The sequence below is a fragment of the Candidatus Firestonebacteria bacterium RIFOXYD2_FULL_39_29 genome (assembly GCA_001778375.1).
In the GTDB taxonomy this organism is placed as follows: Bacteria; Oederibacteriota; D2-FULL-39-29; order D2-FULL-39-29; family D2-FULL-39-29; genus D2-FULL-39-29.
Map to the genome: position 1 here is coordinate 1 of MFGV01000050.1, position 24163 is coordinate 24163.

A 24163-nucleotide genomic window follows, 5' to 3' on the forward strand; every position below is an offset into this window, starting at 1 on the left:
ATATGGCAAATCTAAACGGGCACGAAGTTGGAAACGACGGATACAGCCAAGAAGAGCCTGTAATCACTACGTCACCGTTCTACTCGACTTGCTCAGCCTGATGGAGGCGAAGAGCTAGCGAAACACAAGGGCGTAATCGTGAGGTTAGGTCTGAAGGAAGTGTGTAGCAAATGCATGAGCCGATGAACAAGAACCAAATAGAGGCGTGAGTATCGGTAGAGCTGGCGCGGAACAGCAAATACCATATCCATCAAGGATACGAAGCGTAGATTTGGCGGCTGTGTGCGGAAGTCGGTTGTATTTACCCCGTGAGGTCTGTATCGTGTCGCAGGAAAAAAAAGCGACTTGGTGAACCGTGAGGTTTGCTCAACGCGATACAGAAGTCAGCAGAGAGCATAGTATTCGCTGGAAAGCGGAGAAGGCTCGAACGGTTAAAGAGGCAAGTAAGGAGCAGAACTTACTAATGATAACGAAGGCATAAACCCCGAGAAAGGAACAAGGGAGCTCTACTCAACTAAGAAAGGTGAAGCCTTGAAGAGTTGAAATAGAGGGGCCGAGTCAAAAGTGGCGAACTGTAAACCAGAAAGTCCGACTGGAGCAAATGAGAAAAAAATCGTTTGCGAAAGTATAATTAACCGAACCGCCGTATACGGAAGACCGTACGTACGGTGGTGTGACAGGGAAAACGGGCAACCGTCTACCTATGTCGATCATAAACCATTCGTGTTGCTCTCGTTCAGGGTAGAATCGAGAATAGAAAACATATGCTCCAATAGTCTTTTGTATTAGTCTTGTCTGTTTGGTTTTAATCTATTTCTTTTTCTCTGTCGCGATTAATGTAATAGATGGTTATAAATACTCATATCTGGTATAATTTTATTATGAGTGATAAACGGTGATTGAAATAACGGGCGAGAAAATCAGGAAAAACATAGCCAGGTTAAGGGCTAAGGTTATCAGTGATGAGCTTATTGCAAAGTATAATGATGAATTACCGCTTCGTGAAGAAGTATTAAGTACCGAACATCTTGAAATTCATGCAAAAAGGCTGGCGGAAACAGATGAAATAACGGCGGAACGGGGTGAAAACAAACTTCTAAAAAGACTTGATGAAAGCGAAATAATACTTATTGAAGTCTACGAACTCTTATCTTCCAGTCTGGGGAAAAAACTTAAGATAGCCCCTGCAGGGGAATGGCTTATTGATAATTTTTATCTGATAGAAGAGCAGATAAGAATAGCAAAAAAGCACTTTCCAAAAAATTTCAGTAAAGAACTTCCCTGTCTGAAAAACGGCCCCCATACATCATACCCCCGCGTTTACTCCCTTGCTTTGGAATTGATCTCCCATTCGGACGGTCGGCTTCACAGAAACAGTTTAAACAAGTATATTTCCGCCTACCAGTCAAAGGTTGATCTGACCATCGGCGAACTCTGGGCTATTCCTATTATGCTCCGCCTCTCGCTTATTGAAGATCTCAGGCGTGTCGGCGTCAGGATCTATATGGGAAGGAAGGACCGGGATTTAGCTGCCTATTGGGCGGAAAGACTGCTGAAAAAAGCGGCAGAATCCCCTAAAGATGTGATAATTGAAATGGCTGAGATGGCAAAAGCCAGCCTTCCGATGACGAGTGCTTTTGTTTCGGAGCTGGTAAGAAGAATTCAGGGGCAGAATATCGCGCTTGCCCTTTCGCTTACATGGCTTCAGCAGAGGATCGAGGAACAGGGAACGACAATGGAACAGCTGGTAATGCTTGAAGGCCAGCAGCAGGCGATGGATCAGGTTTCTGTCGGTAACAGTATCAACAGTCTGAGACTCTTAAATTCAATGGATTGGAATGAGTTTGTTGAGAATATGAGCTCGGTTCATTCTGTCCTGTCGGAGGATCCTTCCGGAATCTACGGTAAAATGAATTTTGATACCCGCGACATGTACAGGCATGTTATAGAAAGGCTTGCGAAAAAAAGCATATTTTCCGAGAAGGAAATTGCCTCCAAATGTATAGGTCTGGCGGCGGCAAGGACTGAGGCCGGAGAAAAAATTAAATACTGCCATGTCGGTTATTTTCTGGCAGATAAAGGTATTACAGAACTTGAAAAAGAGGCCCGGTACAGGTATAGTTTTAAAGATATTGTTTATGGTTTACTGAAGAAAAACCCTTTTTTCTTTTATTTAAGCTCAATTACTCTTCTGACGCTTCTTGTATCTTATTTGGTAATATCTTTCCTCTCTTATTCTAACAGCCCTCTGTGGCAAATTATTATTGCAGGTACTTTAATAGTATTTTGCTCGGGGAATCTCGGTATTTCTCTTGTAAACTGGTTTATAACGGTATTTGTAAAGCCAAAAGTCCTTCCAAGGATGGATTATTCTGCCGGTGTCCCGGATGAGTCCAGGACTGTGGTCGCTGTTCCTACCATGATATTTTCCGGAGAAAATATAGACTCCCTTCTTGAAAAAATCGAGATACAATATTTTTCAAATAAGGATAAAAATATTTATTTTGCGCTGCTTACGGATTTTTCCGATGCGACGGATAAAGAAACGGAAAATGACAAGGAACTTCTTTCCCATGTTAAAAACGGCATAGAAGAGTTAAATAGAAAATACCGTGAGGAAAGGAAAAGTATATTTTTTCTCATGCACAGGTTTCGAAAGTGGAATGAATCCGAAAAGGTATGGATGGGGTATGAAAGGAAAAGAGGAAAGCTTGCTGAGTTTAACGATCTGATCAGGGGAAAGGAAAAACCGGGAAACAATAATGTTGTAGTGGGCGACAGAGATCTGCTTAAAACCATAAAATATGTTGTTACTCTTGATACTGACACCGATGCTCCTCTTGATTCTGTGAGGAAAATGACGGCGGCTATTGCGCACCCTTTAAATTCCGCTGTAATAGATAAAACAAAGGGTATAGTATCGGAAGGGTATGGGATCCTCCAACCGAGGCTTGGCATAACAATAGAAAGTCTTAATGCTTCTTTGTTCGCGAAGATATTCGGGGGTGAAACAGGGATAGATCCGTATTCCAGAGCTGTGTCTGATGTATATCAGGATGTGTTTTATGAAGGCTCGTTTTTCGGGAAAGGAATATATGATGTCGAGGTGTTCTCGGATATTACAGACGGGGTTTTTCCTGAAAATCTGATCTTAAGCCATGACCTTATTGAAAGCTGCTATCTTAGGTCCGGAATAATAAGCGATATTGTATTATATGAAAAATATCCTTCTGATCTGGTGGAGGATGCGTACAGGCGGCACAGGTGGATAAGAGGCGACTGGCAGATCTCAAGGTGGCTGTATGGAAATGTTTTAGATGAGAAAAACGTGAAAAGAAAAAATCCTCTTTCTTTTCTTGATCAGTGGAAGATTTTTGACAATCTGAGGAGAAGCTTGATCCCTTCTGCTATGCTTCTTTTGCTGACTCTGGGTTGGACCGTTTTTCTTCATCCGTTTCTTTGGAGTATTTTTATAGTTCTTGTGGTTCTGATACCGACCATTCTTTCAATTGCCCGGGATATTCTTAAAAAACCGGAAGACATGTCGTTCAAATCCTATCTGTCCAGTATAGTAAGTTCCATTACCACAAGGCTCGCGCAGGCGTCAATCTCTTTGATAATACTGCCCTATGAAGCTTACTATAGCATTCACGCGGTTGTAACGGCAAATTTCAGAAAGTATATTTCACGGCGGAAACTCCTTGAATGGAAGCCCGCCGGAATACTGGCTCTGGAATTCAATGAGAACCTTACCGGTGTTATTATGTCAATGTGGTTTGCTCCTGCCGTATCGGCAGCTCTTGTTATTTTTATGCTTTCACATTCATCTGTTACCCTTCTGTCCTCCTGGGTGCTGCTTGGTGCCTGGTTCGTGTCCCCGCTCTTTACCTGGTCGATAAGCCACCCGTCCGTGGAACATAAAGCGGCAATAGGACGGAAACAAAAACAATATCTCAGAACACTGGCAAGGAAAATCTGGCGGTATTATGAAGTGTTTACAGGGGAAGAAGATAACTGGCTGCCTCCGGATAATTATCAGGAAGGGAATGCTGAAAGGATCGCGCACCGGACTTCTCCGACAAATATCGGATTATATTTTCTTTCTTGTGTCGCATCCAGGGAGTTTGGATACATCCGGTCTGCTCAATTTTTTACGAGGATCGAACGCGCTTTTGCCGCTCTTTCCGGAATGCAGAGGCATTACGGCCATTTTTATAACTGGTATGATACTAAAACACTTGAGGTCCTTTCACCGAGGTATGTTTCTACCGTAGACAGCGGTAATCTTATCGGACATTTGATTGTGCTGGAAAGAGCGTTAAAAGAAACACAGGAATTGCCTGTGGTGTCCGAGGAAACGCTCCAAGGCATGGCGGATGTGCTTGTTCTGATAGAGAATTCTGCCGTGAAAATGCAGGGGAAGGAAAAAGGAAGATCGAAAGTAGAGGAAATCATCGAAAAGGCCCTGTCCGATATTAAAAAAGAAGTTCACGGTATTAACGGTTTTTTGTTAAAGCTCCGGCTGGTCAAGGATTATTCCGGCAAAATATTATCTGTTACAAATAATTTGAATAACCGGGATGCTGAAGAATGGGTGAAGGTGCTCGGCGGGCAATGCGCGGACGCACTGTCGGAATTTACGGGACTTACGCCCTGGGCCGGCTCTGAAGAATATGAAATGCTGGTATTAAATGAAAATGAGCTTGATAAGATCAAGGAGTTCGACTCTATAAAAAAAATACTGTTAAGATTCGAGACCGTTATTCCGTCCGTCGGTGATATTTCAAAGTTAGGAGTAGAAACCGAAGTTTTATTTGAAGTTCTTGGAAAAACAATAAAAGATAATGGAGCTCCTTCAGCTCGTATACTGCTGGAAAAAATATTTAATCTTCAAAGAATGCTGAAACAAGGTGTGGAAAATGCCGCGGGAATCCTTGAGAGAGCGGACAAACTTTGCGTTGAATGCGCGGCTCTGGGAGAGGCGGATTATACATTCCTTTATGACAAGGTAAGGAGATTGTTTTATATCGGATATAATGAGGATGCAAAAAGATATGATAACGGATACTATGATCTCCTGGCGTCAGAGTCCAGAATGTTCAGTTATATTGCGGTTGCAAAGAGCCTTGTCCCTCAGGAGCACTGGTTTGCTTTGGGGAGATTGCTTACAACATTTTCGGGAGAACCGGCTCTCTTATCATGGGGCGGTTCTATGTTTGAATACCTGATGCCTCTCCTTGTAATGCCTTCTCATAAGAATACGCTGCTTGATAAGTCGTATAAAACGGCCGTTGACCGTCAGATAAAATATTGCGCGCAAAAAGGTGTTATCTGGGGGATCTCCGAATCGGGATATAATGCCGTTGATTCACAGTTTAATTACCAGTATTCGTCGTTTGGCGTTCCCGGACTGGGTTTCAGGCCGAGGCTGAGTGATGAACTTGTTATTTCACCGTATGCTTCAATGCTGGCGCTTATGGTCGTTCCTGACAAGGCTTGTTCTAACCTTCAGGAAATGTCAAAGACCGGAATTGAAGGTAAATACGGGATGTATGAAGCCGTTGATTTTACCGAAGCAAGGATTACAGGTGAAGAAAATAGAGAAATAATAACTTCCTATATGTCACACCACCAGGGGATGTCTTTTATTGCCTTGCTGAATACCCTGCATGATAACAGTATGCAGCGGCGTTTTATGAGTAATATTGAGATGCGTGCTGCTTCTATATTATTGGAAGAAAGAATTCCAAGAATAGTTCCTTTTTATCCTCAATATTCTGCCGGAGGCAACCTGCAAAGAAGCGGAACGGATTCTCCGCTTATCAGGACGTTTACCGATCCTAATTTACCGGCGCCGGAAGTACATCTTCTATCCAACGGCCGGATCAATGTGATGCTTACAAATTCCGGTGGCGGTTATATAAAATGGAAGGATATTGCGGTAACAAGATGGAGGGTCGATTCAACTCTGGATAACTGGGGCCAGTTTGTATACATAAGAGATGTTGAAAAGAACGAATTCTGGTCCATGGGATATCAGCCTTCGTTAAAAAAGCCCGACAAGTATGAGGTGTTTTTCCTTCAGTCGAAGGCTGAATTTAAAAGAACGGATAATTCTATTTCGACCGGCGTGGAAATTGTAGTTTCGCCGGAAGATGATATTGAACTGAAAAGAATAAGGATTACAAATCGCGGCTGGACCAGACGCCGGATAGAGATAACCACTTACAGCGAGGTTTCCCTGCGGGATCAGACAGCGGATGAACTCCATCCGTGTTTTGGCAACTTGTTTGTGCAGACTGAAATATTGAAAGAAAAAAATTCTATAATATGTACAAGACGTTCGAGTTCAAAAAGTGAAAAACCTCCGTTTCTTTTTCATCTGATGACCGTGCACGGGAAAAAACCGGAAGGGTTCTCTTTTGAAACCGACAGGGGGAGATTTATAGGCCGTAACAGGTCGGCAAACAATCCCGCAGCTCTGGAAGGAAAGGAGGGACTTTCAAATACGGAAGGTTCCGTGCTGGATCCTGTGATCTCGGTAAGGTGCGTGTTATGGATCGAGCCGGATCAAACAGTCATGCTTGATATTGTTACGGGTGTAACCGAAACAAGGGATGCGGCGTTAATACTCATTGATAAATATAAGGACAGGAACCTGGCGGACAGGGTCTTCGCGCTTGCCTGGACTCATGCTCAGGTTTTACTTCAGCAGCTTAATGCAACGGAGATAGATGCCCAGATGTACGGACGTCTTGCCGGGGCGATAATATTTTCTAACCGGATTTGGCGGGCAAACTCCGAGATCATGCTGAAAAACACACGGGGTCAATCGGATCTGTGGGGTTACGGTATCTCCGGAGATCTTCCTATTGTGCTTCTGAAGATGAGTGATATGTCCAATACGGATATAATAGTTCAGCTTTTAAAAGCACATGCTTACTGGAGAATGAAAGGTCTAAGCGTTGATATGGTTATCTGGAATCAGGATCACTCAAGCTACCGCCAGCAGCTTCAGGATCAAATAATGGGAATAATTACGACCGGGATGGAAGCTCATTTGGTGGACAGACCGGGAGGTATATTTGTAAGGCGTACGGATCAGATGTCGGAAGAGGATAAAGTGTTGATGCAGTCTGTTTCAAAGATAGTTATATCGGATTCGGGAGGGCTTCTTTCTGAACAGATAAAGAGAGTGAAAGCACATCCTGTACCCGTGCCGCTTTTAAAAACCGTGAAAATGCGCGCTGAAGGCAGCAGGAGGTCTCTTAAACCTGACAAAAGTAAGTTATTGTACTTTAACGGATTCGGGGGTTTTGGCAGGGAAGGCAGGGAATATGTAATAATACTTAATCCGGGAGAAAGCACTCCGGCTCCCTGGTCGAATGTTATAGCCAATAAAAATATCGGTACTGTTATCTCGGAATCAGGCGGAGCTTATACCTGGCTTCAAAACTCTCATGAATTCAGAATTACTCCGTGGCTGAATGATCCGGTTGAAGATAAGAGCGGGGAAGCGGTATATTTAAGGGATGAGGAGACAGGCAGATTCTGGTCGCCGGCGCCGTTTCCGGTCAGAGGAAAAAATACATATGTTTGCAGGCACGGGCTCGGTTATACTGTTTTTGAATATCTTGAAGATTCCATACAGACAGAAATGACCGTATTTGTTTCCCCTGAAGATCCGGTGAAATATACGGTAATAAAGGTAAAGAATACGGGGGAATTAAAGAGAAATCTTTCGGTAACGTTGTATTATGACCTTGTACTGGGATGCCTGGAAAGAAAAAATGATATGCATATAATCACAGAAACTGACCGGAATACCGGTGCTCTAATGGCACGGAATCCGTACAATACGGAATTTCCGGGGTATATAGTCTTTATGAATGTGAATGAGGGAAAAAGAAGTTTTACGGGAGATAAAGCGGAGTTCATAGGGAGGAATAACTCCATTTCAAATCCGCAGGCGATGAAAAACTCAAGGTTGTCGGGAAGAGTGGGCGCAGGATTTGATCCGTGTCTTTCTTTGCAGGTTCAATTCAGCCTGACGGAAGGACAGGAAAAAGAAATTGTATTTACCGTCGGAGGGGATAAAGGTGTCCATGCTGCCGGAGAAATGATAAAAAAACATTCCGGAACAATAAAAGCAAATGAAGAACTTATAAATTCCGGAGAATACTGGAATAAAAAATGCAGTGTTATAAGTATTGAGACTCCGGATAATGAATTAAATATCCTTGCGAACGGCTGGCTCATGTATCAGACCTTGTCCGGCAGGTATTTTGGCAGAGCGGGATATTATCAGTCCGGCGGGGCATTTGGTTTCAGGGATCAACTGCAGGATTGTCTTGCAATAATATACTCCGAACCGGAACTTGTGCGGCAGCATATTTTACGTTGCGCGGCTCACCAGTTCAGGCAGGGAGATGTCTTACATTGGTGGCATGAGCCTTTTGGCCGGGGTGTCCGGACAAGATGCTCCGATGATATGCTCTGGCTTGTTGTTGTTCTTTGGCGCTATATTGAAACAACCGGAGATACGGGTATACTTGACGAAAAAGTAAATTATCTGGAAGGCAGGATGATAAATCCTGATGAAGAGTCATATTATGATAAACCAACCCGCTCAGACGAGTCGGGGAGTGTTTATGAGCATTGCTTAAGAGCCCTGAAAAAGGCCGGTGTATACGGCGAACACGGACTGCCTCTTATGTGGAGCGGGGACTGGAATGACGGTATGAATTTGGTGGGGAAGGAGGGCAAGGGTGAGAGTGTATGGCTGTCTTTCTTCCTTTACCTAGCGCTGGATTCGGGGATAAAAATGGCGGATTTAAAGAATGACTCAGAGTCCTCCGAATCAATGAAAAAAGAAGCAGAAATATTAAGGCAGAATATTGAGAAAAACAGTTGGGACGGGAAATGGTATATAAGGGCCTTTTATGACAGTGGTAAACTTCTCGGGTCAAAAACAGGTACAGAATGTGTAATAGATTCTATTGCTCAGAGCTGGTCCGTTATATCCAAAGTTGCGGGCTCTGCGAGGGCAAAAAGCGCCATGGAATCGGTTGATTCCATGCTGGTAGACCGGAAAAACAAAATAATAAAAATATTTACTCCGCCCTTCGATGTTTCGGAGGATGAGCCGGGATATGTAAAAGGATATGTGCCGGGTATAAGAGAAAATGGCGGACAGTACACGCATGCCGCTATCTGGGTAGTAATAGCCTATTCAATAATGGGTGAAAAGGATAAAGCCTGGGAATTACTGAATATGATAAATCCTATAAATCACGCAAAAAATAAAACAGATTCATTGAAATACAAAGTGGAGCCGTATGTAGTTGCTGCTGATGTTTACTCGAATCCAAAGCATATAGGGATGGGTGGCTGGACCTGGTATACCGGTTCTTCAGGATGGATGTACCGGCTCATTATGGAATTCTTAATAGGCATTAAAATACGCGGAACTAAAATACATCTTGATCCGTTATGTTTAAAAACCGGTTGGAAGTCTCTTAAAATAGTGTATAGGTATAAAACCTCGACGTATAAATTTGAAGTGAAGATTTCAGGACAGGAAAGAAAAATAAAAAGTTGTGTGGTCGATGAAATTCTCAGTAAAAATAATATTGTTGATATGATTGATGACGGTAAAGAGCATACAGTAAATATCTCTGTCGGATAATGAAAAAGCAAATTCGAAAAATATTTAAAAGGGTAATGTCAAAACGGGTAAAAAGAACGGAGTTTTCTGGATTTTGCGGAAAGTATTTGATATAATCATCTGAAATAACGTATGTAAATTATGAAACAAGGAGAAATCATGATTAAAAGAGGTGAGTATCAGGGAAAACCGGTAATATCATTAATGAAGATGGAAAATGACAAGTTTCCGTTCACATTCGGGTTGAATAAAGCAAAGTTAATATTGGCAAACCTTTCTGAGATACAAAAATTTGTTGAGGAGGCTGAATCAGGTACTCCTGCGGTAAATAAGGATAATCCGGGCGAAAAGCTTCCGTTTTAAATAATGATAACTAGCAGGCTGCTGAAAACTAAAATAATGGACTTTAAGCAGCCTGATACCTCGCCATTTGCTCTCAAATGGCGGGTAAAATGATCAAAATTGCAGCTGAAAAAATCTTAAAAAGAGTTTTTCAGCAACCTGCTAGTAAAAGGTGAGATATTGGAAAAGAAATATTCCAAAAGCTTTATTGCGGAAATGGGGTTGGTTTTCGCGACTATTCTCTGGGGTTCATCTTTTTTTGTAATTAAAGACAGCCTGGCGGGGGTGAGTCCGAACAGTCTGGTGACCTGCAGATTTTTGCTGGCGGCTTTAGTAATGGCGGTTGTAGTAAAATTCCGGAAGAAAAAATTATTCTCCAATCTAAAAGCAGGTATTATTGTAGGATTTTTTCTATGGTCTATGTCTTTATCCCAGTCTATAGGCCTCGGAATCACTTCAGCTTCAAATTCCGGATTTATTACAAGTATGTTTATAGTATTTGTTGCAATATTTTCCGTGCTATTTTTTAAAAAAAATATTGCTGCTGCAACTGTAATTGCCGTTCTTATTGATGTTGCGGGTCTTTGGTTTTTAACCGGCGGTTTAAAGGAAATAAACACAGGAGATTTACTTACGCTGGGTACTGCTATGGTTTGCGCTCTCCATGTGTTGTTTGTTGACAGATTCAGAAAACAAAAAGCGGACGCGTATGTTCTATGCTTCCAGCAGTTTCTTGTTGCCGGCGTTTTATCGCTCGCAGTTTCTTTTGTTTTTAATCTGCCTCTGGCAGTAACTTCTACCAAAGCCGCTTTGGGAATAGTTTTTCTTGCCCTATTCCCGGGCGTAATTGCCTATCTGATACAGCTTAAGGCTCAAAAATATACGTCCTCAATAAAGACATCCTTAATTTTCACCTTAGAACCTGTTTTTGCCGCCGGTTTTGCCTGGACTTTAGGCGGAGAAAAGTTCATACTAACCGGCGCTTTAGGCGGTTTGCTGATAGTGATTGGTATGCTGATTTCGGAACAGCCTGTTGAAAAAATATTTTCAAAAATTAGGTGTAATAAAATATAATATAGGCCTAGCAGTGGTGGAGTTTTCCCATTTCCTGTTCCGATTCGCAACTGGAGGAAATTTATCTCCATGTTCGGCGGCTGAATAACTCGCTTTGCTCAAACAATTCAGCCTTTTTCCGAACATTTCTATAAATTTCTGTACGTTGCTCACAAGTCACAGAAAACAGGAAAACTCCACATGTGAAAAATTTGTTATGCCTTAGTTTGTATTTATTTTGGTGGTTTTACTCGAAATAATGGGGAAGCACCACTAACAGAGGGTATTGAAAAATAGCTGCAAATAGTATATAATTATGCCAGATAACTACCATATGGGGGTGTTTATATGACGCTTAAATATACATCATTGAGTGATAACAGCATAAGAGACATTGAAGATATAATTGCTTATAAAGGTAGAATTGTATCTGCTAAGGATATAAAGAATGCTTTAAAGAGCAAATATAAAGACAGCACAATTAGAAAAAAAATCTATTTATTAAAAGCAAAGGGGTGGCTGATATCTTTTAAAAAGGGGGTATATTATGTCAGCGATATTTCATCAAGAGGATTTACCGGTTTAAGTCCTTATGTGATCTCAGGCGCACTTATTGAGGATTCTTATGTAACTGCGGAATCAGCTTTGAGCTATTATGGATATATTGAACAGATGCATAGAACGGTTACTTCTGCCGTAAAAGTGAAAAGTAGAGAGTTTGAATTTCAGGACAAATATTACAGTTTTATCAAAATAGCACAAGACTTATTCTTCGGGTATCAAGTTGTAATGATTGACGGGCATAAAGCTCGTATTGCCGAACTTGAAAAATCTATTTTGGACTTTCTATATCTTAAACATAATTTGCAATCAATTGAGACCATTTTGGAGGTGCTTAGTAAAGTCCAAAAGCGGTTAGATATAAAAAAGATTACTGAATATTCAAAAATATTTCCGGAAACAACGAGAAGGCTCCTCGGTTTTCTTTTGGAGCTCGAAGGATTTGATACCGTAGAACTGAATAAAACAGTGAGTAAAAAAGGTGTAAGCAGGATGAGCGCCGTTTCAAATATATTTAATGCTAAATGGAGATTGTATTATGAAGATGGAATTAATGGACAGGGCAAAGCTTGAGGTTCTAAATAAAAGAGGTTTGAGATATAATCTTCAGGATGCAGAGAAGGACTATGTCCTTTCTGTACTGCTTAAAATTATTTACGGATCGAAACTTGCCGATAAACTTGTATTTAAAGGCGGGACGGCTTTGTATCATTGTTATCTTGAGCAAGTAAGATTTTCCAGCGACATGGACTTTACCGCAAAGTCAGCGGTGGCAGTTGAAGAATTTCAAAACTTGTTTTCAGAAAACAGCTGGATAGAAATCAAGGATGTTGCAGAGAAAAAGCATGGTTTTGATATCATCGTGAAATACTCCGCCGTTCTTTCACAGCCGGACTCTATAGTTATTAATGTGAATACGAAGCAAAAAGTTCTTCTTGAGTCCAAAAAGCTTAAATATAGAAATAAATATGATCTGGATGTTGACTGCTTTGTTATGGATGAACAGGAGATATTTGCAGAAAAAATAAGGACTATCAATGAAAGAGTAAAACCGAGAGATTGTTATGACCTATCAATGCTTAGAAGGTATAAAAAAATTGATATTCCTTATTGTGTAAAACTTGCCAAAAGCAAAGAATCGTATATTCCTATAACGAAGGAATATATGCTTAGGAATCTGCAAATAATTATCTCCGGTTACGACAAGGAAATGAAGGAGTTATATTATGCCGAAAAAGTTACAAAAGAAGATGCGGAAAAACTTGTACGAGAGATTACGGAATTAGTTTGAATTATTCAGTCGTGGATGAAGAGATTACTTTTTAATATGTGAACTACAGGTAATGAAAACCGTTACCTATAGTTACATGAAAACCCGGGGAGGGAACTATGGCTAAGAAAAAAGAACAGGATAAATGGCATCACCACAACGGAGCTTCCGGCGGGATCTATGGACTCGCTTTTATAGGAGCATTGATTTATTTTATGCAGCGGGCGGATTCGTTTTGGACCGTGATTCTTGGAATCCTAAAGGCAATTATCTGGCCGGTGCTGGTTGTGTATAATTTGCTGAAGTATTTGAATATGTAAGTATAAATATAATCAGGACGTTCCATATAAAATGTTACTAAAATTTACGGTGTGGCAAGGAGTTAATAAATGAACAGGATAACATTAGGGGTTATATGCGGATTGGTGTTTGGGAGTTTAGATGTATTGATAATGATACCTTTGAAATTTGATAATCCAAGGAAGAAGTATGAGGCAATGTCTTCCGCTTTTTTGGAGAGGTTTATGACCGGGTTTATTATTCCAAATATTAACCTGGGTATACATCCTGCACTTACAGGAGGGCTTTTGGGTGTTGGTTTCAGTGTACCTACGGCTATAATAACCAGGACTTATCTTCCAATAATCGGGACAGGAATTGTCGGGGGAGTGATCATTGGGTTCGTTTCAAAGCTGATAATCTAAAGATAGTGCAGGTTTATCTTAATGGAGTGGTAGAATAAACCTGCCTCTTTATATATAATATTAAAAGTAAACAAATCAATGAATAACCGTACATAAGGAGAATAACCATGTCCAAATCTGAACAAATTACCTGCAAATTGCGCTGTGAGTATTTAAAGAATCCTCTGGGGGTTGAAGAGACGAAACCCAGACTTTCCTGGCAGATAGCGGATGAGCGGAAAGGCGCCTGCCAAACGGCGTATCAGATAGTGGCGGCATCATCTCCGGAAGGACTCGAATACAAACCTGACTTGTGGGACAGCGGTAAGATTAGAACAGACAAATGTCTGGATATTGTTTATGCCGGAAAAGAATTGAACTCGCGTAGACGGATATTTTGGCGTGTGCGTGTATGGGATCATAAGGGTGAAGTTTCAGAGTGGAGCGAAGTCGCCTGGTTTGAAATGGGATTGTTAAAGCTGTCTGATTGGAAGGCTAAGTGGATAGGAAAATCCATAAAAAAAACAGACAATAGTCAGCCTTGCCCGTTTTTACGCAGGACTTTTGTTCTTAAGCCGGGTATAAAGAAAGCCCGCATTTACGTTACCTCCCGGGGACTTTTTGAGTTACACTTGAACGGGGAGCGTGTCGGGAAAGATTATTTTACCCCCGGATGGACTGACTACAAAAAACGTATTCAATATATTGTCTATGACGTTACAACTCAACTTTCAGAAGGGAATAATGTTTTAGGTGCTATCCTGGGTGACGGTTGGTACGCGGGGTTTCTTGGCTGGGGTAACAACCACCATTCTTACGGATATCAGTTATCATTACTGATGCAGCTTGAGGTGGAATATTTTGACGGTAAACGCGAGATAATCTGTTCGGATCCTGACTGGAAAACGGCTTTGGGTCCTATTTTGAAATCAGATATTTATAACGGTGAGACATATGATGCCCGAAGAGAGATTAAAAACTGGGATTCTACCCGGGGAAAAGAATCTGTGTGGAAAAAAGTTACTGTTTTTTCCGCTCCCAAAGCTTCTCTGGAGGCAAAATGCAATGCTCCGGTAAGAAAACAGGAGTCGCTGCCCTCTCTGGTCCAGACAGAGCCTGTAAAAGGCACTCATATATTTGATCTGGGTCAGAATATGGTCGGATGGGCAAAAATAAGATTTAACGCAAAAGCGGGTACGGCGGTAAAAATACGTTATGGTGAAATGCTTAATGATGACGGGACGCTTTACACCGCAAATCTTCGCGCAGCAGAATGTACGGACAGGTATATTTGCAAAGGGGGAGGGAAAGAGCTTTTTGAACCTCACTTTACCTTTCATGGTTTCAGGTATGTGGAACTGACAGGATTATCAAAAAAACCGGCTAAAAAGGATGTGACAGGTATAGTTCTCCACTCCGAGCTTCCGGGCACCGGGAAGTTTGAATGTTCAGACAAAATGATCAATCGTCTTCAGAAAAACATTATCTGGGGGCAAAAAGGTAATTTTCTGGATGTGCCTACAGATTGTCCCCAGCGCGACGAGCGCATGGGCTGGACGGGGGATGCTCAGGTTTTTATCCGAACTGCATGCTTTAACAGGGATGTAGCCTCCTTCTTTACCAAATGGTGTGTTGACCTGTCTGATGCTCAAAATCCGGAAGGCGCTTTTTCGCATGTAGCTCCCGATGTAATAGGAGGACACGGTTCAGCGGCCTGGGCGGATGCAGGTGTTATTTGCCCGTGGACTATATACAAATGCTATGGCGATACGCGTATTTTGGAAAGGCAATATGACTCCATGAAACGCTGGATAGATTGGATGAAGAAAAAAAGCGTTAACCATATTATTACTCCGGAGGCGTGTTTTGGCGACTGGTTGGGCTTGGATTTTTATGAAGGGCGCACTACCAAAGCCCTGACCCCGCATGAAATAATTGCCACAGCCTACTATGCTTACTCTACGGCTATTTTTGCCGGTATCGCAAAAATCCTGGGAAAAAATTCAGATGCTAAAAAATATTCGGCGCTCGTCAGGAAGATTAAATCGGCGTTTAACCGTGAATTTGTTTCATCACGCGGAAGAGTCATGAGTGAGACCCAGACTTCTTATCTCCTGGCTCTGGGATTTGATTTACTGCCAAAAACCAAACAACCTTATGCTCTGTCCCGACTAATTAAGGAGATAGAAAAACGTAACTGTCATCTTGCTACCGGCTTTGTGGGTACCCCGCTTTTGAATCCGGTGCTCACCAAGTTTGGAAAGACGGATATTGCCTATAAGCTTTTGCTTCAAAAAACTTATCCTTCATGGTTGTATTCTATCCTGCAAGGCGCAACCACAATGTGGGAAAGGTGGAACAGTTATACCAGGGATAACGGCTTCGGGGATGTCGGCATGAACTCCTTTAATCACTATGCTTACGGGGCTATCGGAGAGTGGATGTACAATACCGTAGCCGGAATTGAGCTTGACCCTGAAAATCCCGGGTATAAACATATAATAATCCGTCCGCAGCCTCAATCAAACTCTTCGGGTATGGAAAAAAGAATTAATTGGGTTAAATGTGAATTAATGACGCGTTACGGAAAAGTGAGCAGCTCCTGGAAAATAAAGAAAGGAAAGTTCTACGCTTTCGTCATTATTCCGGCAAACACAACCGCAACGGTTATTCTGCCTGGTCAAAAGCCAAGGAAGGTCGGAGCGGGTAACTGGGAGTTTGTGGGAAGAATATAAAAACTTTGCTCACGTTCCACGTTACTCATGTTGCTAACGTAAAAACGCGTTCATAAAGTTTGTTTTTCGATGGAGTATTATTTATTTTTATCTGTATTGGCGGGTATTATCTCCCGCCTTCATTAAATAGTCATTCGTCATTCGTATTTTCTTCTTAGGAGTGTATAGTTCCCTATCTTTGGACGTTCGGTACTTCTTAAGGTTTCTCTGTTGAACCAGCCGAGGAATTCAAAACTTTCTGTTATTTTAATGGCTTCGAAAAATTCTATCGGTGAGAATATTTTTATATCCGCTTTTTGTTTGAAAAGGTGTTTTTTTCCGTGGTCCTCAACTTCAAGGAGAATAGTCTCCGTTTCTAATCCGTTAACACTATCTTTAATGTCGATTTTGTAAAACACTCTTATAAGTATATTCTTCCGTTTTATCATCCAGGTCTGAGGGGAGAAAAAGTGCTCTTTGCTTCTGACGGTTCTAAAATTCTCTATAAGGTAAAGTCCTCCGGGTTTCAAAGCTTTTGCAACTGACTTAAGATGAGAAATAAGTTTTACAGTGCTGTCAATGTATCCTATAGTTCCCATCATCATCATTGTAAAATCGAACGGTTCTTTTACCGTAAAATTGGTGAAGTCCGCCTTTTTTGTTTCTATCTTTAAGCCGGTTTCCTTTGCTTTTAAAGTGAGATACTTTAACATATTAGGGCAAAGATCAAGCCCCGTACACTTGTACCCGCGTTTTGCCAGTTCTAATAACTGCGGAGAGGGCCCGCATCCTATATCTAAAAAAGATACCGGTTTCACTTTTGAATATTTTTTTATAAATTTTTCAAACAGGTTTATCTGTCTGGAAGGATTAATGAAACTAAAAGCTATTTCGTAGTAAAGCGGTTCTCCGTATATTGACACTTAGCCCCCTATATTATATATCAAGTTAAGTTTATACCAGAAAAGCGGAATGTGCAAGGCATAAATGAGGAGGCTTGGATGCTTAGAGGCGCGGAGGCGCAACAAAAGCATGAGAAGTGATGGATGCTAGGATGCTTGGAGGCGCGGAGGCGCAGCAAAAGTATGAGAAGTGCTGGAAGTTTGGATGCTTGGAGGTTCAGAAACGCAGCAAAAGCATGAGAAGTGCTGGAGGTTTGGATGCTTGGAGGCGCAGAGGCGCAGCAAAAACATGAGGAAATGTTGGATGCTCAGCGCATCCATCTGTTGAGACCTTGCTAAGCCCTCCGTGCCTCTGCGCCTCTGCGCGTCCATTCTACTTGAAATACACTTCAGCGCCAAGGAATATGGTTCTTCCGGGTTGTGTAACTCCTGCTATATCCTGATATTGTCTGTCAAATACATTGTTTATTCCAACGGTTAGCTTTGCGTTATCTATTTTTCTTGAAGCGTTTAGAGAGAGGGTTTCATAGGCCCCGGTTGTGTTTCTGATTATAAAAAGGGCCGGGATGTTTAGAGTAATTTCAAAGGGGAGCATTATGTTGAGATTAATATTTAATTTGTGTTCGGGGAAATTTAGAGCATATTTTGATATGTAAATTGTTCCTGTTATTGCCCGTGTAAATGAATATGAGATGTTTGCACCGTCATTTTTGCTTATTTTAAAGTCAAAAGCCGCTGAAGCTCCATAAAAATCGGAAGTTCCTATGTTTTGTACTTTCCATAAACCGCTGTCTTGGACCCAGTCAATCAGGTCTTTTTGGTATCTGTAAAAAAATGACAAACTTCCTTTAATTTCCGTGCAGAGTTTTGAAGCAATACCGAGTTCGGCAGAATATGCTTTCTCCGCCGCCAGATTGTCGTTTCCTATATTGTAGGGATCGGTATAATACAGCTCCGTAAAGGACGGAAAACGAAAAGATCTTCCTGCTGATAATTTAATATCCGTTGCATTATCCGGCTGAAAGGAAAAACCAAGACTTTCTGCGGTTTCACACAGCTGTTTTCTTGACTCAAGTAAGAGGGCCGCTGAAAGAGAATATTTTTCGGTTAGGGGGAAATAAGTTTCAACTGATATTCCGGGATATTCTTCCTGTCTTTTTCCGAGGTTTGAGCTGTCAAGTGAGGCCAGACCGTAGGAAAAACCGAAAACTGTTTTAATACCGTTCTCAAAGAAAGGGGAAAATGACAGATTGAGTTTGGTATCGTTTAATACATGAAGATTTCGATAAGCGGACGGATTTAAAAGAGTCAGAATAAAATCATCAAGATGCCTTTTATAAGAGAGCGAGATATTAACTGTGTCTTTTTGCAAAAATAATATATTTGATGAAGAAACCAGGAAGGAGCCTGTTTTTTCCCTTGAAGGTTTGTTCTTCCCCGGTGTGTAGAAATCATAAGCGCCGAAATCCTTCTCGGTATAACCCGCGTAAAAATCAGAAGAAAATTCGGTTTGCTCATAGCCTGCTTTAATAGCCGCCGCGTATCGTCTAAAATCCATATCATAGCTGTAGCCGTCTGAGGAACTCCCGTCGGCAGACAGCAGGATATAGCTTTTTGGAAGAGTTAAAGATAGAGTGCCTCCTGTATAAAAGGTGTTGTAACTTGAGGTATAAATTTTAAGGAAAAAATAATTGGTTTCCGCAAGTTTGGTCTTAACATCCAGGGTCCCGCACATAGCTGAAGAACCATATATTGCAGAACCTTGACCTGGAAGTATGTCAATGCTCTGCAAAAGCACAAAAGGTACGGGAATATCACAGTTAAAATGGGCAGTCTGGGAATCGTTAATTTTTATTCCGTCCAGGAGTACCGCAGTTTGCTGAAAAGATGAACCTCTTATGCTGTAGTCGGTTTGAATACCAAAGGTTCCTCTTTGTTGAATATCAATCTCGGAAATACCGGACAAGGCGTCTTCGGCGCATAAATTAAATGATTCAGAGGTATCTGCTGATATTAAAAAGGGATTATTGACATTAAGTCTTGTTCCGGTTATTAAAATTTCCTTCAATTCAAAAGGCTCTTTGCCTTCAGAATATACCGTAGAAAATATCAGACATGCAATAACTGTCAAGTATTTCATTGTAAACCACTCCTTTCCTAATGGGTTGACAATTGAATTGTAGCATTTTAAGATTGAATAGTCAATCTTAAACACGAAATCCAATGTGGAAAACGTACAGATTTTGACATGTTAATGTTAAGGCTTTAAGGGAATTCCGGGTTTTCGGATATCTGTTGACAATATTATATTTAAATGTTACTATGTGAAGCAAATAGCACATAGATAAAGAGTTCCGGAGGGGAAGTGGTGGCAAAAGAGAAAATATATCATCTGCATGCGGATATTCTAAAAGCGCTGGCGCATCCGATTCGCATAAAAATAGTGGAATTTCTTGCCGGAGGCGAACAGTGTGTATGCAAGATTGTCCCTGTGGCAGGAGGGGAACGGACCGGAGTTTCTAAACATCTGGCTATACTTACAAAAGCAGGTATTTTGTCTTCAAGAAAGAAAGGCCTGTTTGTCTGTTATAGTTTGAAGATCAAAAGTGTCTGTAACTTTCTTACTTGCTGTGAAAATGTGATAGCGGAGCAATTTAAGGAAAAAAAGAAATGAATAATGCGATAAAGAAAAAATACGGCGGGTACAGTCCCAAAAGATGAGCGGCCCCCTTGTTTAAGGAGACAGAATGAAAGGCATTTCTAGAAAACTGGCGTTTCTTGACAGGTATTTGACGCTTTGGATATTTCTGGCGATGGCAATAGGTGTATTTGGCTGTTACTTTTTCTCCGGTATCGAGCCGTTTATAAATTCTTTTAACTTTGGGACAACCAATATTCCTATAGCGATAGGTCTCATTCTTATGATGTATCCTCCTCTTGCAAAAGTAAAATATGAGGAGATGGGTGATGTATTTAAGAACTGGAAAATTCTCGGGCTTTCCCTGATTCAAAACTGGGTAATTGGTCCGGTTTTTATGTTTTTCCTCGCCATAACTTTCCTTTCGGGTTATCCTGAATACATGGCAGGTCTTATCTTGATTGGTCTGGCAAGATGCATTGCAATGGTGATTGTCTGGAATGAACTGGCAAAAGGCGACAGTGAGTATGCGGCAGGACTTGTGGCTTTCAATTCAGTATTTCAGGTGCTCTTCTTCAGTGTCTATGCCTGGTTTTTCATCACGGTACTTCCGCCTGTATTTGGCTTTAAGGGGAGTGTGGTGGAGATTACAATAGGACAGATAGCAAAGAGTGTCTTCATATATTTGGGGATCCCTTTTGTTTCAGGAGTCCTGACAAGGTTTTCGATGATAAAGTTAAAAGGAAAAGAATGGTATGAAACAAAGTTTATCCCAAAAATAAGTCCTATAACTTTAATTGCCCTGCTTTTTACTATTGTTATCATGTTTTCGCTTAAAGGAAAGCTTATTGTAACTATCCCTGCGGATGTTTTAAGAATTGCAGTGCCGCTTTTGATATATTTTGTTATAATGTTCCTTGTCAGTTTTTGGATGGGAAAGAAGATCGGCGCTGATTATTCCAAAACGACTACTATTGCATTTACGGCTGCAAGTAATAATTTTGAGTTGGCAATTGCCGTAGCGGTTGCGGTATTTGGCATTAATTCCGGTGTTGCTTTTGCCGCGGTCATCGGACCTCTGGTGGAAGTACCGGTTATGATAGGACTTGTTAATGTCGCGTTCTGGTTTCAAAAAAAACTTTTCATAAGCAGTAAAACGGTTTAAATGAAAGAAAAAGATATTATAAAAAAGAAAGTACTCTTTCTCTGTACGGGTAATTCTGCGCGCAGCCAGATAGCAGAGGGATTTCTTAGAAGTCTTGGAGGTTATGAGTATGAAGTTTTTAGCGCAGGACTTAAACCTCAGGGTATTAATTTTCTTGCTGTAAAGCACATGGCGTTGGAAGGTGTTGACCTGACAACGCAATATTCTAAATCAGTTGAAGAGTTTAGCGGTAAACAGTTCGATTATGTGATAACACTCTGTGATAATATCAAAGAGAGTTGTCCTGCTTTTCCGGGAAAATATAAAAGTATTCACTGGTCAATTAAGGATCCGGCAATAAAGGGTACGGAAAAAGAAAAACACGACGCGTTCCATGAAGCTGTTTACCATCTTAAACAAAAAATTAATGCGTTCCTGAAAGAGGACCGCAGAGGTTTGGATGTTTAGAAGATTAGATGTTTTGCAAAAGATAATACTACGTTAATGTGAAACGTGAGTAACGTGATAACGTGGAACGTTTTAACCTGTTTTAGGGAGAAGTAAATTGAAGGAAACATTTAAATTTCTTGGTATCCTGCTGGTTTTTCTTTGTTTTTATTTTATACCTTTCGAAAGTTTAGGGCTTTCGGGTGCTTTTCTTGAGGCATTTATGATGGCTCAGGATTACGCCAGACAGCATGTTTTACTCTGCCTGGTTCCTGCGTTTTTCATCGCAGGAGCTATAACTAATTTTGTAAAGCAGGAATCTGTAATCAAATACCTCGGAGCAGGCGCAAAGAAAGTTACGGCTTATGGAGTGGCCTCCGTTTCAGGGGCAATTCTTGCAGTTTGTTCCTGTACTGTACTTCCTCTCTTTGCCGGAATTTATACAAATGGAGCAGGTTTGGGCCCTGCGGCAACTTTTTTATACTCAGGTCCGGCCATTAATGTTCTTGCTGTTATATTAAGCGCAAGAGTTCTCGGAATCGAAATCGGCATAGCAAGAGCTGTCGGCGCTGTCGGGCTTTCTATTATTATCGGGCTGCTTATGCATTTCTTTTTTTTAAAAGAGGATAGGGAAAGGCAGGCAAAGCATGCGGAAATGTTTGCGGCAAACGCTGATGTAAAGGAGAGAAGAAATCTTCTGCAAACCTCAATATTCTTCGGTATTCTTGTTTTAATTCTTATCTTTGCAAACTGGAGCAAGGCAGGTCCGGGATGCTGTCCTCCTGATCTTAGCCTGCAAAAACTTTTATCGGGTGATCTAGGGATCAGTTATTTTATGGGTTTTTGGGGCCTTATGTTTAAATACAAATGGATAATAACCATTGCATTACTAACTTCACTGGGTATTATGCTGGTAAATTGGTTTGAAAAAGATGAGATGAAAACATGGGTGTCCTCCACCTGGGATTTTACAAAACAGATTTTACCTTTACTTTTAGGAGGGGTGCTTGCAGCGGGATTTCTTCTAGGACGGCCGGGTCATGAAGGTCTGATTCCTTCGGCCTGGATTGCCAAAATTCTTGGCGGAAACGGTATAGGAGCTAATTTATTTGCCTCAGTTGCCGGAGCTTTGATGTATTTTGCCACACTTACCGAGGTGCCGATACTTCAGGGTTTAATAGGTTCCGGAATGGGAAAAGGTCCGGCTTTGACCTTGCTTCTTGCAGGACCGTCCTTGAGTTTGCCGAGTATGATAGTCATAGTTAAGATGATAGGCGTAAAAAAAGGCCTTACTTACATTGGTCTTATTATTATTTTATCCGCTATTGCCGGTATGATATTTGGAGCAATGTAAATACGGAGAACAGAAGACGGAAGAGCAGATGATTAAATTATTTTCAAGGAGGAATTTATAATGAATATTTTGAAAGTTTCACTTATTTCTATTTTGTTTATGTTGGGAGTGTTTTCGTCTTTCTCTTGTTTGGAAAAAGGGAAGCAGGTAAGTGATATTGATATTAAGGAAATAAAAAGCGCAGAGGATGCCATCAGTACTGCTAAGAAAAATAAAATATATCTGTTTCTCTGTTTTTATGAGAAAAATGACGAGGCTCTCCTGTCCATGGAAAAGGAAGTAGAAGCTTTCAGGAAAGATAACCCTGCAAAATCATTTTTTTATAAAACACCGGCAACGAATACGAAAGATGCCGAGCTGGTTAAGAAATACGGGCTTGATAAAGTTAAATTACCTGCCGTGCTGGTTTTTGCACCAAACGGGGTTATTACCGGCGGTTTTCCCGAGAAAGTGACAAGACCGCAGTTGGAAGGAACAATTGCGACAACTTTGGATTTGGATATAATGAAGGTTCTTCAGGAGGATAAAATTGCATTAGTCCTGATTCAAAATGGTAAAACAAAGTCAAATAAAGAATCGACAGATTCTGCAGAAGAATTTAAAAATGACTCTACGGTGAAAGATCTCGTAGGGATTGTTATTGCTGACCCGTCGGTAAAAGAAAATAAGAATTTTCTGACAGCCTGCAAACTGGATGAAAAGGTAGAAGAAGCCTCAATTGTTGTTATTGTTCCCCCCGGAGCTATTGCCGGAGTTTTTAAGGGAAAGACCGATAAAAGTATTATTCTTAATTCTTTGAAAGGCGGGACTTGCGGACCTGCCGGGTGCGACCCCGCTACTCCCGGATGCGAACAGTAAAAAACAAGACGTAAATTTATTTAGGATATGTTGGTTTATCAGTTTTGTTTAGAATTTGCTTTTAAGGAGGGGATGACAATGAAAATAGAAATTCTCGGGACCGGCTGCCCAAAGTGTAAAAAGCTTTACGAGCTGGTTCAGGAGACAGTAAAAGAGCTTGGTGCTGAAGCGGAAATAAATAAAGTGGAAAAGATAGAAGATATAATGAAATACAATGTGATGATAACTCCGGTGCTCGTAATAAACGGAGTAATTAAAGTGGCAGGAAAAATACCGTCAAAGGCGGAGATTACCGGCTGGATTACGACGGAGTTGGCAAAATAGTTTACAAGTTTAGAATTTTTAAAATGTAACCGTAATATTTAAATTGCATAACACAGCCTACTTTTTTGCCCGCCGATCTTAATGGAGGGAAGACCTGTGTTTACCGATTAATAATATAACTGTTCTTTGTTAAAATTTTAGGCAGAAATCTTGAAAGAATCGTGTAATTTGGCATACTTTTTGAAATCAACAGGATGATTAGAGAT

At 41.0% G+C, this 24163-nt stretch carries 16 protein-coding genes; 14 read left to right on the forward strand and 2 right to left on the reverse strand.

The window, feature by feature from the left end; genetic code table 11:
- Positions 1 to 898 precede the first annotated feature (898 nt).
- The 8 genes from A2536_05760 (at position 899) to A2536_05795 (ending at position 16311) form a co-directional block, all read left to right on the forward strand.
- Positions 899 to 9688 (forward strand): hypothetical protein, encoded by an 8790-nt coding sequence (locus tag A2536_05760; GenBank protein OGF46097.1) that lies wholly within the window; start codon positions 899 to 901, stop codon positions 9686 to 9688.
- A 138-nt stretch (positions 9689 to 9826) separates the two neighbouring features.
- Complete coding sequence (locus A2536_05765; GenBank protein OGF46083.1) at positions 9827 to 10030, forward strand: hypothetical protein; 204 nt, start codon at positions 9827 to 9829, stop codon at positions 10028 to 10030.
- 159 nt (positions 10031 to 10189) lie between these two features.
- The gene (locus A2536_05770) at positions 10190 to 11083 is read left to right on the forward strand and encodes a hypothetical protein (protein ID OGF46084.1); all 894 of its coding nucleotides are present in this window, start codon (positions 10190 to 10192) and stop codon (positions 11081 to 11083) included.
- A 327-nt stretch (positions 11084 to 11410) separates the two neighbouring features.
- Entirely contained in the window at positions 11411 to 12196 is a 786-nt protein-coding gene (locus A2536_05775) for a hypothetical protein (GenBank protein ID OGF46085.1), read from the forward strand.
- Positions 12162 to 12914, forward strand: coding sequence for a hypothetical protein (locus A2536_05780; GenBank protein OGF46086.1), 753 nt, complete (start codon positions 12162 to 12164; stop codon positions 12912 to 12914). Before A2536_05775 ends, A2536_05780 begins: the two co-directional genes overlap by 35 nt.
- A 98-nt stretch (positions 12915 to 13012) precedes the next feature.
- Positions 13013 to 13213, forward strand: a complete 201-nt coding sequence (locus A2536_05785; protein ID OGF46087.1) for a hypothetical protein — start codon at positions 13013 to 13015, stop codon at positions 13211 to 13213.
- A 69-nt stretch (positions 13214 to 13282) separates the two neighbouring features.
- The gene (locus A2536_05790; protein OGF46088.1) at positions 13283 to 13597 is read left to right on the forward strand and encodes a hypothetical protein; all 315 of its coding nucleotides are present in this window, start codon (positions 13283 to 13285) and stop codon (positions 13595 to 13597) included.
- A 107-nt stretch (positions 13598 to 13704) separates the two neighbouring features.
- Positions 13705 to 16311 carry a hypothetical protein gene (locus tag A2536_05795; GenBank protein OGF46089.1) on the forward strand — a complete coding sequence of 869 codons (2607 nt, stop codon included), beginning with the start codon at positions 13705 to 13707 and terminating at the stop codon, positions 16309 to 16311.
- 137 nt (positions 16312 to 16448) lie between these two features.
- Here A2536_05795 and A2536_05800 read toward each other — a convergent pair whose 3' ends face one another.
- Together A2536_05800 and A2536_05805 are read right to left on the reverse strand one after the other, a co-directional pair.
- Positions 16449 to 17213 carry a hypothetical protein gene (locus A2536_05800; protein ID OGF46090.1) on the reverse strand — a complete coding sequence of 255 codons (765 nt, stop codon included), beginning with the start codon at positions 17211 to 17213 and terminating at the stop codon, positions 16449 to 16451.
- Between the two features lie 352 nt (positions 17214 to 17565).
- Complete coding sequence (locus tag A2536_05805) at positions 17566 to 19332, reverse strand: hypothetical protein (GenBank protein OGF46091.1); 1767 nt, start codon at positions 19330 to 19332, stop codon at positions 17566 to 17568.
- Between the two features lie 228 nt (positions 19333 to 19560).
- Here A2536_05805 and A2536_05810 point away from each other — a divergent pair, with 228 nt between their 5' ends.
- The 6 genes from A2536_05810 (at position 19561) to A2536_05835 (ending at position 23957) form a co-directional block, all read left to right on the forward strand.
- On the forward strand, positions 19561 to 19866 hold the full coding sequence (locus A2536_05810; protein OGF46098.1) for a hypothetical protein: 306 nt from the start codon (positions 19561 to 19563) through the stop codon (positions 19864 to 19866).
- A gap of 73 nt (positions 19867 to 19939) precedes the next feature.
- A complete protein-coding gene (locus A2536_05815; protein ID OGF46092.1) occupies positions 19940 to 20995 on the forward strand; it encodes an arsenical-resistance protein in 1056 nt (351 codons plus the stop codon).
- A complete protein-coding gene (locus A2536_05820; GenBank protein OGF46093.1) occupies positions 20996 to 21442 on the forward strand; it encodes a hypothetical protein in 447 nt (148 codons plus the stop codon).
- A gap of 97 nt (positions 21443 to 21539) precedes the next feature.
- Positions 21540 to 22775, forward strand: coding sequence for a permease (locus tag A2536_05825; GenBank protein OGF46094.1), 1236 nt, complete (start codon positions 21540 to 21542; stop codon positions 22773 to 22775).
- 60 nt (positions 22776 to 22835) lie between these two features.
- On the forward strand, positions 22836 to 23633 hold the full coding sequence (locus A2536_05830; GenBank protein OGF46095.1) for a hypothetical protein: 798 nt from the start codon (positions 22836 to 22838) through the stop codon (positions 23631 to 23633).
- Between the two features lie 78 nt (positions 23634 to 23711).
- Positions 23712 to 23957: a hypothetical protein gene (locus A2536_05835; GenBank protein ID OGF46096.1), complete on the forward strand. Its 246-nt coding sequence runs from the start codon at positions 23712 to 23714 to the stop codon at positions 23955 to 23957.
- Positions 23958 to 24163: the final 206 nt, after the last annotated feature.

Excerpts from the sequence above, each read along its gene's own strand:
- A2536_05765 (OGF46083.1), top strand. The coding sequence starts at position 9,827 with ATGATTAAAAGAGGTGAGTATCAGGGAAAACCGGTAATATCATTAATG.
- A2536_05775 (OGF46085.1), top strand. The coding sequence starts at position 11,411 with ATGACGCTTAAATATACATCATTGAGTGATAACAGCATAAGAGACATT.
- A2536_05780 (OGF46086.1), top strand. The coding sequence starts at position 12,162 with ATGAAGATGGAATTAATGGACAGGGCAAAGCTTGAGGTTCTAAATAAA.
- A2536_05785 (OGF46087.1), top strand. The coding sequence starts at position 13,013 with ATGGCTAAGAAAAAAGAACAGGATAAATGGCATCACCACAACGGAGCT.
- A2536_05790 (OGF46088.1), top strand. The coding sequence starts at position 13,283 with ATGAACAGGATAACATTAGGGGTTATATGCGGATTGGTGTTTGGGAGT.
- A2536_05795 (OGF46089.1), top strand. The coding sequence starts at position 13,705 with ATGTCCAAATCTGAACAAATTACCTGCAAATTGCGCTGTGAGTATTTA.
- A2536_05805 (OGF46091.1), bottom strand. The coding sequence starts at position 19,332 with ATGAAATACTTGACAGTTATTGCATGTCTGATATTTTCTACGGTATAT.
- A2536_05815 (OGF46092.1), top strand. The coding sequence starts at position 19,940 with ATGAAAGGCATTTCTAGAAAACTGGCGTTTCTTGACAGGTATTTGACG.
- A2536_05820 (OGF46093.1), top strand. The coding sequence starts at position 20,996 with ATGAAAGAAAAAGATATTATAAAAAAGAAAGTACTCTTTCTCTGTACG.
- A2536_05830 (OGF46095.1), top strand. The coding sequence starts at position 22,836 with ATGAATATTTTGAAAGTTTCACTTATTTCTATTTTGTTTATGTTGGGA.
- A2536_05835 (OGF46096.1), top strand. The coding sequence starts at position 23,712 with ATGAAAATAGAAATTCTCGGGACCGGCTGCCCAAAGTGTAAAAAGCTT.